This is a genomic window from Sphingomonas sp. DG1-23 (genome assembly GCF_030730875.1).
Classification (GTDB): domain Bacteria; phylum Pseudomonadota; class Alphaproteobacteria; order Sphingomonadales; family Sphingomonadaceae; genus Sphingomonas.
The window spans coordinates 22,566-37,484 of record NZ_JAVAMA010000004.1; the positions used below are offsets into that span (position 1 = coordinate 22,566).

Consider the following 14,919-nt stretch of genomic DNA (forward strand, 5'->3'; position numbering starts at 1 on the left):
CCGTACGCATGGCGCACCTCCCGAGCGGCCGCCGGACTCGTCTCCGGCGGCCGTTTGCTATTGCAACTTTGAGCCCAGCTTCGCCGCTTTTAGCCTGGAGAACGCTGAAGCAATTGCTGCATCGCGCTTTTCCGGCGGACCCAGCTTTGGTCGCTTATCGCATCCATAGGCTATGATGCCCGAGAAGATCGAATCCGGCGGGGACGGTAAGAACTTGTCGTCGGTTTCGCTAATAACTGATCCAAGAAATCTGGAGCCGTACCAGGCTCCGCCTCGATCGTCGCGTATCGTGCGGTCGAGGCAATTGACCGTATACCGGTTGAACATTCGATCCGCCCCCTGTGGCTGCGGAGGAGAGAATATGAAAATCAGATCGACTTTGCGTTCTTCCTTCGAACCCGTTGGATCAATGCCGATCAGCATCGCCTGGTACGGCTGCTCGTCGGACGGGTAGTATCCCAGCAACTGCCACTCGCTATCGGGTGAGGGAAGTGCCTCAGCATCTTGAATCTGTGCTGCCGCCCGGGACCGGGCATGCGCGGGATGCATTGCGAGGATGCCGAGCAGGCCCAAGCATACGTGCAAATATCGCAATCTGGTTTCCCTTGATTTGGATTCTGGCGCTACGACACCAGTCTGCCATTCATCGAGCGCCATGTTCGTATGGGCGACCTAGATCAGTCCCTGCGCGCGCAGGCTGGCATGGCCGTCGCTGCCCATGATGATGTGATCGTGGACGGCGATGCCGAGCCGCTTGCCCGCTTCGGCGATCTGGCGCGTGATATCGATATCGGCGCGGCTGGGCGAGGGATCGCCCGAGGGGTGGTTGTGGACGAGGATGATCGCGGCCGAGCCGAGATCGATCGCCCGGCGGATGACTTCGCGGACATAGACCGGGGCCTGATCGATCGAACCTTCGTTCATCAATTCGTCGCGGATCAGCATGTTGCGCGCATTGAGGTGGAGGACGCGGACCCGCTCGATCGCGTGATGCGCCATGTCGGCGCGGAGATAGTCGAGCAGCGCCTGCCAATTGGCGAGGACCGGCCGCGCGGCGACCTGATCGCGGAGCAGGCGCAGGGCGGCGGCGTGCGCGGCTTTCAATGCGGCGGCGCTGGTCTCGCCCATTCCGGGGATTCGGGCGAGCGCCTCGGCATCGGCGGTGAGCAGGCCGGCGATTCCGCCGAATTCGGTGAGCAGGGCCTTGGCGAGCGGCTTGGTGTCGCGGCGGGGGATGGCAAGCGCAAGGAGATATTCGATCAATTCGTGATCGAGCAATGCGCCGGGCCCGCCTTCGAACAGGCGCCGGCGGAGGCGCGCGCGGTGGCCGAGATTGTCGGGAGGATCGGCGGGCATGGAGTGGAGTATAGCTGCATAAATCCATCCGTCATGCCGGACTTGTTCCGGCATCCACCGCCGCGAGGGAGAAGCCGGAGCCTCTGGTCTTTCGCTCGAAGACGCGGTGGACCCCGGCACAAGACCAGGGTGACGGTCGTGGAAGGATTGCGGGCTGTTGAAGCGTCGAACGGGCTCGTGCCTGGTTCGGCGCCCTCAGGCTGGTCCAGGGCGCTCGCTTCGCTCGCGCCCCACCCCCGACCCCTCCCTTGAAAGGGCGGGGCTCATTTGCGGTACGCCACGGCCAGCCTTGCGAAAATTGCGCAACGGTTGACTCAGCCGGCCCCCCATCCTAATCGGCGCGTGCCTTGGCGGGCTCGCCGCTCGGCACATGCGTCTGGCCTGCCGGAAACGGCTGAACGGGAGAGACAATTGGCCGAGAACGAGCCCGGACTGGACCCCTTGCCCGAGGATGCCCGCCTTAACTCGCTCGACGAGCGATTGCGGCGAGCCAAATCGGACGAGGCGATCAGGACCGGCGCCGTGGATACCAGGGGCGATGCCAGCTATCGCCTCGGGAACCGCGTGCTGGCCGAACTGATCGGTTCCATGATCGGAGGGGCAGTAATCGGCGCTACGCTCGATTGGCTGCTGGGAACCTCCCCGTGGCTCCTGCTCGTGCTCCTGTTCCTCGGAATAGGCAGTGCTTTCAGGAACATCATCAGGATTTCGAACCAGCGCCCGAAGTGACTCTTCGGGCGCTTTGGCTAATGAAACGGATCAACGCACGTGGCGGCTGAATCAGGCAAGATCGACCCGATGCACCAGTTCGAGGTGCAGACGATCTGGGACGGCTTCAACATTGCCGGCCATCAGATCGCCTTCACCAATTCGGCGCTGTGGATGTGCGTCGCGGCGCTCGTCCTCTGGGCATTCATGCTCGGCGGCATGAAGCGCGCGGTGGTGCCCGGCCGCTGGCAGATGATGGTCGAGAATTTCACCGGCTTCATCGATTCGATGCTGGCGCAGAATATCGGCAAGGACGGGCGCAAATACCTGCCTTACGTGTTCTCGCTGTTCATGTTCATCCTGTTCGCCAACGTGCTCGGGCTGCTGCCTTTGGGCCTGGTGGGCATCCACCCGTTCACCTTCACCAGCCACTTCACCGTCACCGGCGTGCTGGCGATCATGAGCTTCTCGATCGTGCTGATCGTCGGCTTCTGGAAGCACGGGTTCAAGTTCTTCAGCCTGTTCGTGCCGCACGGCACGCCGCTGTGGCTGATCTGGCTGATCCCCGCGATCGAGTTCGTCTCGTTCATGGTGCGCCCGTTCAGCCTCGGCCTGCGACTGTTCGTCGCGATGATCGCCGGGCACATCCTGCTCAAGGTGCTCGCGGGTTTCGTGATCAACGCCGGCAATGCCGGACTGGTCCCCGGCCTCGGCGTCGGCATCCCCAGCTTCGCATTGATGGTCGGCATCTCGGCGCTCGAAATCCTCGTCGCCGGCATCCAGGCCTATGTCTTTGCGCTGCTCACGTCGCTGTACATCAACGACGCCGAGCATCTGCACTGAGTTTTCCCGTAAACGTAACAACGCAATACACGCAGGAGTGATTTAAATGGACGCAGAAGCAGCAAAGCTCATCGGTGCGGGTCTCGCGGCGATCGGCGCCGGCATGGCCGCCATCGGCGTGGGCAACGTGTTCGGCAGCTTCCTCGAAGGCGCGCTGCGCAACCCGGGTGCCGCCGACGGCCAGCAGGGCCGCCTGTTCATCGGCTTCGCGGCCGCCGAGCTTCTCGGTCTGCTCGCGTTCGTCGTCGCGATGATCCTGATCTTCGTCGCGTAACAACTCCGGTACGGGCCGGGGCCTTCGCGTCCCGGCCCGCTGGATAGGAATCCAATGCCTCAGATCTCCCAGCTCGCCGAGACCTTCGCGTCCCAGATCTTCTGGCTGCTCGTGACGTTCGGCTTCGTCTTCTTCGTCGTGGGCAAGATCATGCTGCCCAAGGTGCTGTCGACGGTCGATGCGCGCGACCAGTCGGTCGCCGGCGACCTCGCCGCGGCCGAAGCGGCGCGTGCCGCTGCCGACCAGGCCGAAGAGAATTGGCGGACTGAGGAAAATGCCGCGCGCGAGGGCGCCCAGAAGCGCATCGCCGAGGCGCGCGCGCAGGGTACTGCGGCAGCCGAGAAAAGGCTCGCCGCGGCGCATGCCGAGACCGATGCCCGCATCGCGGCGGCCGAGGCGCAGATCGCCGAAGCCAGCGTCGCAGCGGGCGCCGAGATCGAGGCAGTGGCAGCCGAGGCGGCCCGCGACATCGTCGCGCGCTTCTCGGGCGCCAAGGTAACGGCCGCGGAGGCCAAGAAGGCAGTGAAGGCGGCGCTCAATGGCTGAGGCAGCACATCCCGCTCCCGGAGCGGCGTCGACCGATCCGGTCGCGCAGAACCTCGCCGCGGCCGAGCACGGCACCGGCATGGCCGTTCCCGAAACCGGCACCAAGGCCGTGACGATCGAGCATGGCGGCCCGAGCGAGACGCATCCCGATCCGTCGCTGTTCGGGGTGCTCGACGCCACCGTCTGGGTATCGATCGCGATGGCGGCGTTCCTCCTGATCCTGATCTGGAAGAAGGTGCCCGGGCTGATCACGCGCGGGCTCGACAACCAGATCGCGGCGATCCGCAACCGGCTCGACGAGGCCAGGGCGCTGCGCGCCGAAGCCGAGGCGCTGCGCGACGAATATGCGAAGAAGATCGCCGGCGCCGAGGCGCAGGCGCAGGCCATGCTCGCGCATGCCGACGAAGAGGCCAAGGCCGTGCTCGCCAAGGCCGAGGCCGACGCGACCGAGCTGACCGCCCGCCGTGCGCGGATGGCCGAGGACAAGATCGCCGCCGCCGAGCGCGCCGCGATCCAGGCGGTGCGCGCCAAGGCCGCCGAAGCGGCGACCCGCGCGGCCGCGGCGATCATCGCCGACAAGCACGATGCCGGCGCCGACAAGGCGCTGGTCGACCAGACCATCGCGGGGCTCGGCCGGCTCAACTGAGCCGCGGTCGCCGGTGGCGGCCGCAGGACGTCGGACCGGCTGGAAGCTTGCGGCCGGCATGCTAAGGCTGGCGCATGGCTCTTGAATCACAGGACAGGCAGCCCCCCCGGCGTGATCCGGGCGAGAGCGCGGTACGCTGGCTCGGCATCGGCGGCGGCGTCGCGCTCGTGCTGGCGGCACTAGCCTTGCTGCTCGCGTGGCAGCGCGCGTCCGACGAGCGGCGCGCCGCGCGGGACGTCAAGGCGCGAGTCGAAGCCGAGATGAACCGGATCGAGGCCGAAGCACAAAGGATCGAGCGCGAAGCCTCGAAATGAGTGCGCGGCGCGCAGAAAAAACTGGTTTCTCGCGACACTATATCTGCGCTTGACGTTTACGTAACTTGCCGGGATTTACGAGTAGTTAGCGTTAACCCGCTGAACAGTTCGATCTGGCCGCGAATTCATTTGCTCTTCTTGTCCTACTGGGCAAAGCAACGGCAATGATCAGGAAACGTCTGGATACGGGCCGGGTCGCTCTTCTCTCCGGGCTGGCGCTGATCTGCGCGGCGATGGCCGGCACCGTCTTTCTGTTTCGCGCCGAGCAGCGTGCGCATCTTGCGGTCGTCGCGACGCTGCAGGTCCAGGAGCGACTGAACAGCCTCGTCACCCGGGCGCAGGAGGCATTGCTCGGCGAAAGCGGCTATCTGCTCGCGGGGGACGACCGGTTCGTCGCGCGCTACGATGAGGCCCGCAACAAGCTGTACGCCGAGCTCGCCCTGCTGGCGCAGCAGGTTACCGACGATCCCCGGCAGACGGCAGCCGCGCGACAGCTCGATCGCTGCTGGCGCGCGCGGCTGGGCTCTACCGACGAACGGTTCGCGCTGGCCCGGTCGGGGCAGATGGACGATGCCCGACGTTCGCTTCGCGCCGTGCTCGATCGCCCGGTCACCGATCGCTGCCGGGCGATCGTCGTCGAAATGAAGGCGGAGGAGGCGCGGCAGTTCGAGCTGCAGCGCGTGGCGGCGGAGCGGCAGGCGACGGTGCTGCTGGTCTGGCTGCTGCTGTGCGCGGTCGCGGTGATGGCGTTCGCGCTGCGCTCGACGCTGCGGGCGTTGTACACGGCGCGCAACGCTTCGGTGGCGCGCGATCAGCTGCTCACCGCCAATACGCGGCTGCACGAGGAGGCCGCGAGCCGCGAAGTGGCCGAGACCCAGCTTCGCCAGCTGCAGAAGATGGAATCTATCGGCCAGCTGGCCGGCGGCATCGCGCACGACTTCAACAACATGCTGGCGATCGTGATCGGCTCGCTGGATCTGGCGCGCCGCCGGGTAGAGCACGACGTCAAGCGCGCGCAGGAGCATATCGATTCGGCGATGTCGGGAGCACAGCGTGCCGCGCAGCTCACCTCGCAACTGCTCGCTTTCGGACGCCGTCAGCCGCTGGCGCCGATCGCGTTCGACGCCAGCCAGCTGATCCGACGCCTGTCGGAGCTGCTGCGCCGGACGATCGGCGGCAAGGTCGATTTCCGGGTCGATCCGGCGATCGCGCTGTGGCCGGTCTATGCCGATGTCGGTCAGCTCGAGAGCGCGCTGGTCAATCTGTGCGTCAACGCGCGCGACGCGATGACCGAGGGCGGCAAGCTGGTGATCAGCACCGCGAACGTGAAGCTCGACGCGGCCTATGCGGCGACGCATCCCGACGTGGTGCCGGGCGATTATGTGTGCATCAAGGTGCAGGACAGCGGCGCGGGAATGCCCGCCGAAGTACGCGAGCGCGCGTTCGAGCCGTTCTTCACCACCAAGATGATGGGCAAGGGCACCGGGCTGGGGCTGAGCCAGGTCTATGGCTTCGTCAAGCAATCGGGCGGGCACGCCGCGATCGAATCCGCGCCCGGGCAGGGAACCGCGGTGCATCTGTATCTGCCGCGGCACAGGGGCGAGGTCGCCGAGAGCGCGAGCTGGCAGGCCGGCCCCGAGACGAGGCTGCCCGGCGCGCGCGACAGCGAGATCATCCTCGTCGTCGACGACGAGGACAAGGTGCGCCAGCTCGCGGTCGATGCCCTGCGCGAGCTAGGCTTCATCGTGCTGCAGGCGCCCGGCGGCGAGGCGGCGCTGGCGCTGCTCGAAGGGCAGCCGCGAGTCGATCTGCTGCTCACCGACGTATTGATGCCGGGGATGGACGGGACGGCGCTCGCGACGATGGTCGAGATGCTCCGGCCCGAGATCAAATTGCTCTATATGAGCGGCTATCCGAGCGACGGCATCGTCAGCGACGGCGTGCTTGCCGACGGCGTTGCCTTGCTTCCCAAGCCATTTACGGTAGCGCAGCTCGCGGTGCGGGTGCGGCAAGTGCTCGACGAGGGGAAGGCGCCGGCTAGATAGAAGTCTGGATTCAATTTCCGTCATCCCGGACTGCAAGGCTTTTCAGCGGAAACCTGCGGTTTTCCGGGAAAACCTGACATCCGGGATGACGGGGCGTCGCCGATAGAGAGCAAACCTAAAGCGGCTTGCGGAAACGGTAGACGAACTGGTCGGTCTTGCCCTTGATCGAGGCGTCGAACACGCTCGCGGTGTGCGGATCGGCGGGATTGGCGAGCAAGGGCAGGCTGCCGTCATATTTGAACCCCGCGCTCTGGATCTCGGCGCGCGCCGCCGCGGGATCGATGCGGTGGAGCTTGTCCGGCGCGGTGAAGCCCGGATCGTTGGTCGCGACGTGATCGACCACCAGCAGCACCCCGCCCGGCTTGAGATCGTCATAGAGCCGCTTCGCCATCGCCGCGGCGAAGCCCGGCGGGGACATCTTCAAATGGAGATCGTGCCAGTTCTGCACCGTGACGATCGCGTCGAGCGGCTCGGCGAACTTCACGCTGGCGAGCGAATCGCTGAGCGGAGTGACGTTGGCATAGCCGGCGACAGCGGCCTTCTGCTCGTCGGCATAGGCCGCGCGATACTGGATGAATTCGGCGGGCTGATAGGCATAGACGCGGCCTTTGTCGCCGACGGTCTTTGCGAGGATGCGGGTGAAATAGCCGCCGCCCATGATGAAATCGGCGACCTTGTCGCCGGGCTTGATGCCGGCGAAGGCGAGGAGCTCGCCCGGATGGCGCGCGGCGTCGCGAGCCTTGTCCGCCGCAGGGCGGCCGGCATCGGCGAGCGCGGCGGTGATCGGGGCGGGGACGGTCTGGGCCTGCGCCGCGAGCGGGGCGGCGAGCGCGAGCAGGGCGACGGAAAGGGTGAGCTTCATGGCGACTCTCCTTCAGGTGTCTTGCAAGGTTATGGCACCGATTCATGCGGCCGTCACCCCGGCCTTGTGCCGGGGTCCACCAAGCCCTGGGGAAGTACTTCCGCTCTTGTTCTTCGCTCGCGGCCCGGTGGACCCCGGCACAAGGCCGGGGTGACGAATGGGTGCGGACTCCCTAAGTCGTTCGCGATGTCCGACCCCAATTCCCCCAACCGGTTCAACGAGGAAAAGGCGACCTACGCCGTGCGCGGCGAGGGGGCGCCCGATCTCGACGCGGGCGTCGCGGCGATCCGCAACGTGCTGAAGACGCTGCCGGTGCGACCCGGCGTGTACCGGATGCAGGATGCGCGCGGCGACGTGCTTTATGTCGGCAAGGCGCGGGCGCTCAAGAACCGGGTGACCAACTACACCCAGGTCACGCGGCTGTCGAAGCGGCTCCAGCGGATGGTGGCGCAGACCCGATCGATGACGATCGTCACCACCAACAACGAGGCCGAGGCGCTGCTGCTCGAGGCGCAGCTGATCAAGCGCTATCGCCCGCCGTACAACGTGCTGCTGCGCGACGACAAGAGCTTCCCGTTCATCCTGCTCCGGCAGGACCACGCCTTTGGCCGGGTCCAGCTCCATCGCGGCGCGCGGCGCTACAAGGGCGATTATTTCGGGCCGTTCGCGGGGGCGGGGCAGGTGCGCAAGACGCTCAACGCGCTGCAGAAACTGTTCCTGTTGCGCAGCTGCACCGATAGCTTCTTCGCCACGCGCGACCGGCCGTGCCTGCTCTACCAGATCCGCCGCTGCTCGGCGCCGTGCGTCGGGCGGATCGACGAGGCCGGCTATGGCGAGCTGGTCGGCGACGCGCGCGACTTCCTGCAGGGCAAGAAGACGCAGGTGCAGGCCAAATTGGGCGCGCAGATGCAGGCGGCCGCCGAGAATCTCGATTTCGAACTGGCCGCGATCCTGCGCGACCGATTGAAGGCGCTGACCTTCATTCAGGGCAGCCAGGCGATCAACGCCGAGGGCGTCGGCGATGCCGACATCTTCGCGCTCGCCTGCAAGCAGGGGGTGATGGGGATCCAGGCCTTCTTCATTCGTGGCGGCCAGAATTGGGGGCATCGCAGCTTCTTCCCCGCGCGCACCGCCGAAGTGCCCGAGGACGAAGTGTTCAGCCAGTTCCTGATGCAATTCTACGAGGAAGTGCCGCCGCCGCGGACGATCTTCGTCGACCGCGATCTGGAGGAGGCCAAATTGCTGAGCGAGGCGCTGGCCGAGCGCGCCGGGCACAAGGTCGCGCTGGGGGTGCCGCAGCGCGGGCCGCGCCGCCGGCTGCTCGAACAGGCGCAGCGCAACGCGGTCGAGGCGCTCGACCGGCGGATGGCCGAGAGCACGACCCAGGCGAAACTGCTCGCCGACGTCGCCGATCTGTTCGAATTGCCCGAGCCGCCCGAGCGGATCGAGATCTACGACAACAGCCACATCCAGGGTACCAATGCGCTGGGCGCGATGGTCGTCGCGGGCCCCGAAGGCTTCCGCAAGGGGCAGTATCGCAAGTTCAACATCAAGCGGCCCGAGACGATCGCCGGCGACGATTACGGGATGATGCGCGAAGTGTTCTCGCGCCGCTTCGCGCGGGCGCAGGAAGAGGATCCCGACCGGCAGGGGGACACCTGGCCCGATCTGGTGCTGATCGACGGCGGGCGCGGCCAGCTCAACGCGGTCAAGGGCGTGCTCGAGGATCTCGGGATCGAGGATGTCTGCCTCGTCGGCGTCGCCAAGGGGCCGCACCATGGCCGCGACGGGCGCGAGGTGTTTCACCTGATGGACGGGCGAGAGCTGATGTTGCCGGTCAATTCGCCGGTGCTCTTCTATCTCCAGCGACTGCGCGACGAGGTCCACCGCTTCGCGATCGGCGCGCATCGCGACAAGCGCAGCAAGGCGATCGGCGCGAGCCCGCTCGACGAGGTCCCCGGCATCGGCCCCGCGCGCAAGAAGGCGCTGTTGATGCATTTCGGCACTGCGCGGGCAGTGCGCGGCGCCAGCCTCGAGGATCTCAAAAAGGCGCCGGGGGTCTCGGCGGCGGTGGCGCAGCAGGTCCACGACTATTTCAACGCGCGCTAGCGGGCGCGGTTGGGAGTTTCTTCACCTCGGGATATTAGTGAGGCAGCATGCCGACCCGCGTCTTCCTGACTGTCGATACCGAGCTGATGTGGCGCCACCATTGCGCCGGGCTCGACGCCGCGACGATCGTCCAGCGCTCGCTCGAGCCGGCGGGCGTGGGGATCGGCTGGCAGCTGTCGCAGCTGGCCGGGCATGGGCTCAAGGCGTGCTTCTTCGTCGATCCGATGCCGGCGCTCGTCTATGGGCTCGATCCGATCAAGCGGGTGGTGGAGTCGATCCTCGAGGCTGGGCAGGAAGTGCAATTGCACCTTCACCCGAACTGGACCGGCGCGCAGGCCGGCGATCGCGGCGCGCATTACGGCCCGTTCGAGCTGATCGACTATAGCCTTGTCGAGCAGGTCGATCTGATCGCGGGCGCGGCCGACATGCTGGTCGCGGCGGGCGCGCCCGATCCGATCGCCTTTCGATCGGGTTCCTATTCGGCGAGCGACGATACGCTGGCGGCGCTGGCCCAGCTCGAATTCGCCTATGATTCGAGCCATAACGGCTCCGAGCATCCGTGGCCGAGCGCGATCAGCCTCGCGCCGCGCCAGATTGCGCCGGTGGCGCATCTGGGGGTGATCGAAGTGCCGGTGACCCTGATCGAGGATCAGAAAGGGCATCTGCGCCACTTCCAGGTCTGCGCGCTCTCGGCGGCCGAGATGCGCGCGGCGCTCGACCATGCGGCGCGCGCGCGCCACGCCGCGGTGACGATCGTCAGCCACGGCTTCGAACTCGCCAATCGCGCGGGCACGCGCGCCAATGCCGTGCATGTCCGCCGCTTCGAGACATTGTGCCGGATGCTGGCTGCGCGCCGGGACGTGCTCGAGACCGCGCATTTCGCCGACCGGCCGGCGATGGCGCTGGGGCAGGAGGATCGGCCGCTGGGCCCGAGCGTGCTGCGCACCCGGCTGCGCCAGGCCGAGCAGCTCTGGTCGAACTGGGTCGAGGAACGCGCGGCGTGACCGCGCCGGGCGATATTTCCGCAGCGCCGCAAAGCGTGCGGCTCAAGTTCGAAGTCGGCGCGCGAACCTTGTTCGCAGTGCACCGTTCGCTGGTCCGGGTGCCGCTGACCCTCGCCGAGGCGCGCAGCGGGCGAGCGCCGGCGCTGCCGCCAATCGGCCGGGATACGGACGGTTATCTGGTGACCTCGCTTCCCGAGGCGCAGCTGGCGGGGCTGGTGGCCGGTTCGGGGGCGATGCTGCCGTTCGTGCGGCAGCGTTACACGCGCTATCACCTCGATTTCGTCGGGAGCTATGACGGCTGGTTCGCCGGCCTGTCGTCGAACGCGCGGCAAGGGTTGCGGCGCAAGGCGAAGAAGATCGCGGCGACCTCGGGCGGGACGCTCGACGTGCGGCGCTTCCGCACGGCGGCGGAGCTGGAGGCGTTCCATCCGGTGGCGCGAGCGATTTCGGCGACCACCTATCAGGAGCGGTTGCTCGGATCGGGGCTGCCCGAGGGTGCGGATTTCGTGCGCACGATAAGTGCGCTCGCGGAGGCCGATCAGGTGCGCGCGTGGCTGCTCTATATCGGCGGCGCGCCCGCCGCCTATCTGTGTTGTCCGATCCATGGCGACACGGTGATCTACGCCTGGGTCGGTCACGATCCGAAGTATAACGATTGGTCACCGGGCGCGGTGCTCCAGCTCGAGGCGATGCAGGATCTGTTCGGCGAGGCGCGGTTCGCGGCGTTCGATTTCACCGAGGGCGAGGGGCAGCACAAGCGCCAGTTCGCGACCGGCGGGGTGGCGTGCGTCGACGTGCTGCTGCTGCGGCCGACCCTGGCGAACCGGGTGACGATGGCGGCGCTGGCCGGGTTCGATGCGAGCGTGGCGCGGGTGAAGCGGACGGTGAACGGCGCCGGGCTGGGCGGGCTGGCGAAAAGGGTGCGGCGGGGCTGAGACAGATCCTCCCCAAGCTTGCCGGGGGAGGGGGACCGCCGCCGAAGGCGGTGGTGGAGGGGCCGCGCCATAGGCGCGGTCTCCGCGGGCCGCACGCGACACCGCCGTCTACGCCGCGGCCCCTCCACCACGCCCTGCGGGCGCGGTCCCCCTCCCCGAGACAAGCTCGGGGAGGAATTGTATGCACTCCCCATGCACCTGCGCGCCGAAGCCATTCTCCTCGCCGTCCGCGCGCATGGCGAGCATGGGGCGGTGGTGCGTGCGTTGACCGAGAATGACGGCCTGCAGCCGGGCTATGTCCGTGGCGGTCGCTCGCGGGCGTTGCGGCCGGTTCTCCAGCCTTCCAACCTCGTGCTCGGCGAATGGCGGTCGCGGACCGAGGAGCAATTGGCCGGGGTTACCGTCGAACTGATCCACAGCCGCGCACCGTTGTTCGGCGAGGCGCTTCCCGCCGCGGCGCTGCAATGGGCGACCGCGCTGACCGCGGCGGTGCTCCCCGACGCGCAGCCTTATCCGCGGCTCTATTCGGCGCTCGACGGGCTGCTGTCGGCGATCGAGGCGGCGCCGGCGGCACGCGGCTGGGCGGTGGCGCTGGTGCGCTATGAATTGCTGCTGCTCGCCGAGCTCGGTTTCGGGCTCGATCTCGAGCGTTGCGCGGCGACCGGACGCAACGACGAGCTGATGTACGTCAGTCCGAAGAGCGGCGTCGCGGTGAGCCGGCTCGGGGCGACCGGCTATGAGCGGCAATTGCTGCGGCTGCCGCCTTTCCTGACCGCGGGCGGAGCGGCGGACTGGGACGACATCGTGGACGGGTTGCGGCTCACCGGCCACTTCCTCCAGCGCGACCTGCTGATCGGCAAGGGCGCCGAGATCGCCGCGGCGCGTTCGCGGCTGGTCGACCGGCTGATGCGGGCGGTTGCGTAACCGGGCGGGGGTGGGCATTGCGGCGCGAAACTCCCCTCCCCGAAAAGGGAGGGGTGCAAGAAGGAAATGTAGATGCCGCTGATTGCTGTTCTGCCCGGCGACGGGATCGGGCCCGAAGTCACCACCCAGGCGCGCCGCGTGCTCGAGGCGCTCGATCTCGGCTTGCAGTTCGAGGAAGCGCCGGTCGGCGGTGCGGCGTATCTCGTCTCGGGCCGGCCGCTGCCGCCCGAGACGCTGGCGCTGGCCAAGCGCGCCAATGCGGTGCTGTTCGGCGCGATCGGCGATCCGCGGTTCGAGGCGCTCGAACGGCAATTGCGCCCCGAAGCGGCGCTGCTCGGCATCCGCCGCGAGCTCGGGCTGTTCGCCAATATCCGGCCCGCCACCCTCTTTCCCGGGCTCGAAGGCGCGACTTCGCTCAAGCCCGAGGCAGTGGACGGGCTCGACATCGTCATCGTCCGCGAACTGGTCGGCGACGTCTATTTCGGCGAGAAGGGCCGGCGCACCAATGTCGAAGGGCTGCGCCAGGGCTATGACGTGATGAGCTACAACGAGGCCGAGGTCGAGCGGATCGCGCGGGTCGGCTTCGAGATGGCCAAGCGCCGCAAGAAGAAGCTCTGCTCGGTCGACAAGGCCAATGTGCTCGAGACGTCGCAGCTGTGGCGCGACGTGGTCAATGAAATGAGCACGGACTATCCTGAAGTCGAATTGACGCACATGTATGTCGATAATGCCGCGATGCAGCTCGTCCGCCAGCCCAACGCATTCGACGTCATCGTCACCGGAAACCTGTTCGGCGACATCCTTTCCGATCAGGCGAGCATGTGCGCGGGCTCGATCGGGATGCTGCCCTCGGCGTCGCTGCGCGCGTGGAATGGCGACAACGGCATGTACGAGCCGATCCACGGCAGCGCGCCCGACATCGCCGGGCAGGGCAAGGCCAATCCGTGCGCGGCGATTCTGTCGGCGGCGATGCTGCTGCGGCACAGCCTGAGCGACGAGGCTTCTGCGCAGCGGGTCGAGAAGGCCGTCGCGGGCGCGCTGGCCAACGGGGCGCGGACCGCCGATCTGGGCGGCAGCCTGAGCACGACCGAGATGGGCGACGCGGTGCTGCGGGAACTGGCGTGATCCCCGACCTGCTCGAGCTCGCGGTCGTCATCCCGACGTTCAACGAGCGGGGCAACGTGCCCGTGCTGATCGCCAAGCTCGACCAGGCGCTGGCAGGACGCAATTGGGAAGCGATCTTCGTCGACGACGACAGCCCGGACGGCACCGCCGCGGCGGCGCGCGAGCTGGGGCGAGTCGACAGGCGCGTCCGGGTGATCCAGCGGATCGGGCGGCGCGGGCTGTCCTCGGCGTGCATCGAGGGGATGTGCGCGACCGCCGCGCCGTTCGTTGCGGTGATCGACGGCGACCTCCAGCATGACGAGACCATCCTGCCGGCGATGCTCGACGCGCTCGAGGGGGACGACAGCCTCGAGGTGGTGGTCGGATCGCGCTTCGTCGCGGGCGGCGGTACCGGCGAATGGGACCGCGACCGGGTCGCCAAATCGGCATTCGCGACCCGGCTGTCGCGACAGGTGCTCAAGGCCGATCTCAGCGATCCGATGAGCGGCTTCTTCATGATCCGCACCCAGATCGTCCGCGATCTGGTGCCGACCCTGTCGGGGATCGGCTTCAAGATCCTGCTCGACATCATGACCGCCGCGCCGCACCCGCTCAAATTCCGAGAGCTTCCCTATACTTTCCGCGTCCGGACCGAAGGCGAGAGCAAGCTCGATCACGTCGTCGCGATGGAATATCTGATTGCGCTCTACGACCGGATGTTCGGCAAAGTCGTGCCGGTGCGCTTCGCGATGTTCTCCGCGATCGGGGCGCTGGGGGCGGCGGTGCATTTCGTCGTGTTGGGGGTGTTGTTCCGGCTGCTCGACTGGCCGTTCGTCACCGGGACGATCGTCGCCACCTTCGTCGCGATGACGTTCAATTTCTTCCTCAACAACACGCTGACCTATCGCGAGCAAAGGCTCAAGGGCGCGCGCGAACTGATCGCCGGCTGGGTGAGCTTCTGCCTCGTCTGCGCAGTGGGGGCGGCGGCGAACGTCGGAGTGTCGGCGTTCCTCCACAATGTCCAGCACGGCGACTGGCGGCTGTCGGCGCTGGCGGGAATCGCAGTGGCGGCGGTATGGAATTTCGCTTTGTCGTCGCGGTTTACGTGGGGGCGATACTAACAATCCCTCGCCCTTTGGGAGAGGGAGGGAGCCGCGTAGCGGCGGAAGGGTGAGGGTGAACGGGTGCGACAAGTCACCCTCACCCTTCCCACGCGCTTCGCGCGCGGGCCCCTTCCCGCTCCCGAAGG

At 67.2% G+C, this 14,919-nt stretch carries 16 protein-coding genes; 13 read left to right on the forward strand and 3 right to left on the reverse strand.

The window, feature by feature from the left end; translation table 11 throughout:
• Positions 1 to 57 precede the first annotated feature (57 nt).
• Together Q9Q95_RS07680 and radC are read right to left on the reverse strand one after the other, a co-directional pair.
• A complete protein-coding gene (locus Q9Q95_RS07680) occupies positions 58 to 657 on the reverse strand; it encodes a hypothetical protein (RefSeq protein ID WP_306095640.1) in 600 nt (199 codons plus the stop codon).
• Positions 658 to 672: 15 nt separating this feature from the next.
• Positions 673 to 1,356, reverse strand: a complete 684-nt coding sequence (gene radC / locus Q9Q95_RS07685) for a DNA repair protein RadC (RefSeq protein WP_306095642.1) — start codon at positions 1,354 to 1,356, stop codon at positions 673 to 675.
• 411 nt (positions 1,357 to 1,767) lie between these two features.
• Between radC and Q9Q95_RS07690 the strand changes: the two genes are divergently transcribed.
• From Q9Q95_RS07690 to Q9Q95_RS07720, 7 genes are all read left to right on the forward strand, one after another.
• Positions 1,768 to 2,085, forward strand: coding sequence for an AtpZ/AtpI family protein (locus tag Q9Q95_RS07690; protein WP_306095643.1), 318 nt, complete (start codon positions 1,768 to 1,770; stop codon positions 2,083 to 2,085).
• Positions 2,086 to 2,124: 39 nt separating this feature from the next.
• A complete protein-coding gene (locus Q9Q95_RS07695; RefSeq protein WP_306095646.1) occupies positions 2,125 to 2,907 on the forward strand; it encodes a F0F1 ATP synthase subunit A in 783 nt (260 codons plus the stop codon).
• A 46-nt stretch (positions 2,908 to 2,953) separates the two neighbouring features.
• Entirely contained in the window at positions 2,954 to 3,181 is a 228-nt protein-coding gene (locus tag Q9Q95_RS07700; RefSeq protein ID WP_044330387.1) for a F0F1 ATP synthase subunit C, read from the forward strand.
• A gap of 54 nt (positions 3,182 to 3,235) precedes the next feature.
• Complete coding sequence (locus Q9Q95_RS07705; RefSeq protein ID WP_306095655.1) at positions 3,236 to 3,727, forward strand: ATPase; 492 nt, start codon at positions 3,236 to 3,238, stop codon at positions 3,725 to 3,727.
• Positions 3,720 to 4,373: a F0F1 ATP synthase subunit B gene (locus tag Q9Q95_RS07710; RefSeq protein ID WP_371876711.1), complete on the forward strand. Its 654-nt coding sequence runs from the start codon at positions 3,720 to 3,722 to the stop codon at positions 4,371 to 4,373. Before Q9Q95_RS07705 ends, Q9Q95_RS07710 begins: the two co-directional genes overlap by 8 nt.
• A 74-nt stretch (positions 4,374 to 4,447) precedes the next feature.
• Entirely contained in the window at positions 4,448 to 4,687 is a 240-nt protein-coding gene (locus Q9Q95_RS07715; protein WP_306095657.1) for a hypothetical protein, read from the forward strand.
• 164 nt (positions 4,688 to 4,851) lie between these two features.
• Entirely contained in the window at positions 4,852 to 6,732 is a 1,881-nt protein-coding gene (locus tag Q9Q95_RS07720) for an ATP-binding protein (protein ID WP_306095659.1), read from the forward strand.
• A 115-nt stretch (positions 6,733 to 6,847) separates the two neighbouring features.
• Here Q9Q95_RS07720 and Q9Q95_RS07725 read toward each other — a convergent pair whose 3' ends face one another.
• A complete protein-coding gene (locus Q9Q95_RS07725; RefSeq protein WP_306095660.1) occupies positions 6,848 to 7,594 on the reverse strand; it encodes a class I SAM-dependent methyltransferase in 747 nt (248 codons plus the stop codon).
• A gap of 186 nt (positions 7,595 to 7,780) precedes the next feature.
• Here Q9Q95_RS07725 and uvrC point away from each other — a divergent pair, with 186 nt between their 5' ends.
• From uvrC to Q9Q95_RS07755, 6 genes are all read left to right on the forward strand, one after another.
• On the forward strand, positions 7,781 to 9,703 hold the full coding sequence (gene uvrC, locus Q9Q95_RS07730) for an excinuclease ABC subunit UvrC (RefSeq protein WP_306095661.1): 1,923 nt from the start codon (positions 7,781 to 7,783) through the stop codon (positions 9,701 to 9,703).
• Between the two features lie 47 nt (positions 9,704 to 9,750).
• Positions 9,751 to 10,707: a polysaccharide deacetylase gene (locus Q9Q95_RS07735; protein ID WP_306095663.1), complete on the forward strand. Its 957-nt coding sequence runs from the start codon at positions 9,751 to 9,753 to the stop codon at positions 10,705 to 10,707.
• On the forward strand, positions 10,704 to 11,642 hold the full coding sequence (locus tag Q9Q95_RS07740) for a GNAT family N-acetyltransferase (protein ID WP_306095665.1): 939 nt from the start codon (positions 10,704 to 10,706) through the stop codon (positions 11,640 to 11,642). The genes Q9Q95_RS07735 and Q9Q95_RS07740 overlap by 4 nt, the downstream gene beginning before the upstream one ends.
• A gap of 192 nt (positions 11,643 to 11,834) precedes the next feature.
• The gene (recO, locus tag Q9Q95_RS07745) at positions 11,835 to 12,566 is read left to right on the forward strand and encodes a DNA repair protein RecO (protein WP_306095667.1); all 732 of its coding nucleotides are present in this window, start codon (positions 11,835 to 11,837) and stop codon (positions 12,564 to 12,566) included.
• Positions 12,567 to 12,638: 72 nt separating this feature from the next.
• Positions 12,639 to 13,691, forward strand: coding sequence for a 3-isopropylmalate dehydrogenase (gene leuB, locus Q9Q95_RS07750; RefSeq protein WP_306095669.1), 1,053 nt, complete (start codon positions 12,639 to 12,641; stop codon positions 13,689 to 13,691).
• Entirely contained in the window at positions 13,691 to 14,791 is a 1,101-nt protein-coding gene (locus Q9Q95_RS07755; protein WP_371876728.1) for a glycosyltransferase, read from the forward strand. The genes leuB and Q9Q95_RS07755 overlap by 1 nt, the downstream gene beginning before the upstream one ends.
• Positions 14,792 to 14,919 lie beyond the last annotated feature (128 nt).

Coding starts and splice junctions, on each gene's coding strand:
- Q9Q95_RS07725 (WP_306095660.1), bottom strand. CDS start 7,594: ATGAAGCTCACCCTTTCCGTCGCCCTGCTCGCGCTCGCCGCCCCGCTC.
- Q9Q95_RS07735 (WP_306095663.1), top strand. CDS start 9,751: ATGCCGACCCGCGTCTTCCTGACTGTCGATACCGAGCTGATGTGGCGC.
- recO (WP_306095667.1), top strand. CDS start 11,835: ATGCACCTGCGCGCCGAAGCCATTCTCCTCGCCGTCCGCGCGCATGGC.
- Q9Q95_RS07720 (WP_306095659.1), top strand. CDS start 4,852: ATGATCAGGAAACGTCTGGATACGGGCCGGGTCGCTCTTCTCTCCGGG.
- Q9Q95_RS07700 (WP_044330387.1), top strand. CDS start 2,954: ATGGACGCAGAAGCAGCAAAGCTCATCGGTGCGGGTCTCGCGGCGATC.
- Q9Q95_RS07715 (WP_306095657.1), top strand. CDS start 4,448: ATGGCTCTTGAATCACAGGACAGGCAGCCCCCCCGGCGTGATCCGGGC.
- Q9Q95_RS07680 (WP_306095640.1), bottom strand. CDS start 657: ATGGCGCTCGATGAATGGCAGACTGGTGTCGTAGCGCCAGAATCCAAA.
- radC (WP_306095642.1), bottom strand. CDS start 1,356: ATGCCCGCCGATCCTCCCGACAATCTCGGCCACCGCGCGCGCCTCCGC.
- leuB (WP_306095669.1), top strand. CDS start 12,639: ATGCCGCTGATTGCTGTTCTGCCCGGCGACGGGATCGGGCCCGAAGTC.
- Q9Q95_RS07705 (WP_306095655.1), top strand. CDS start 3,236: ATGCCTCAGATCTCCCAGCTCGCCGAGACCTTCGCGTCCCAGATCTTC.
- Q9Q95_RS07710 (WP_371876711.1), top strand. CDS start 3,720: ATGGCTGAGGCAGCACATCCCGCTCCCGGAGCGGCGTCGACCGATCCG.
- uvrC (WP_306095661.1), top strand. CDS start 7,781: ATGTCCGACCCCAATTCCCCCAACCGGTTCAACGAGGAAAAGGCGACC.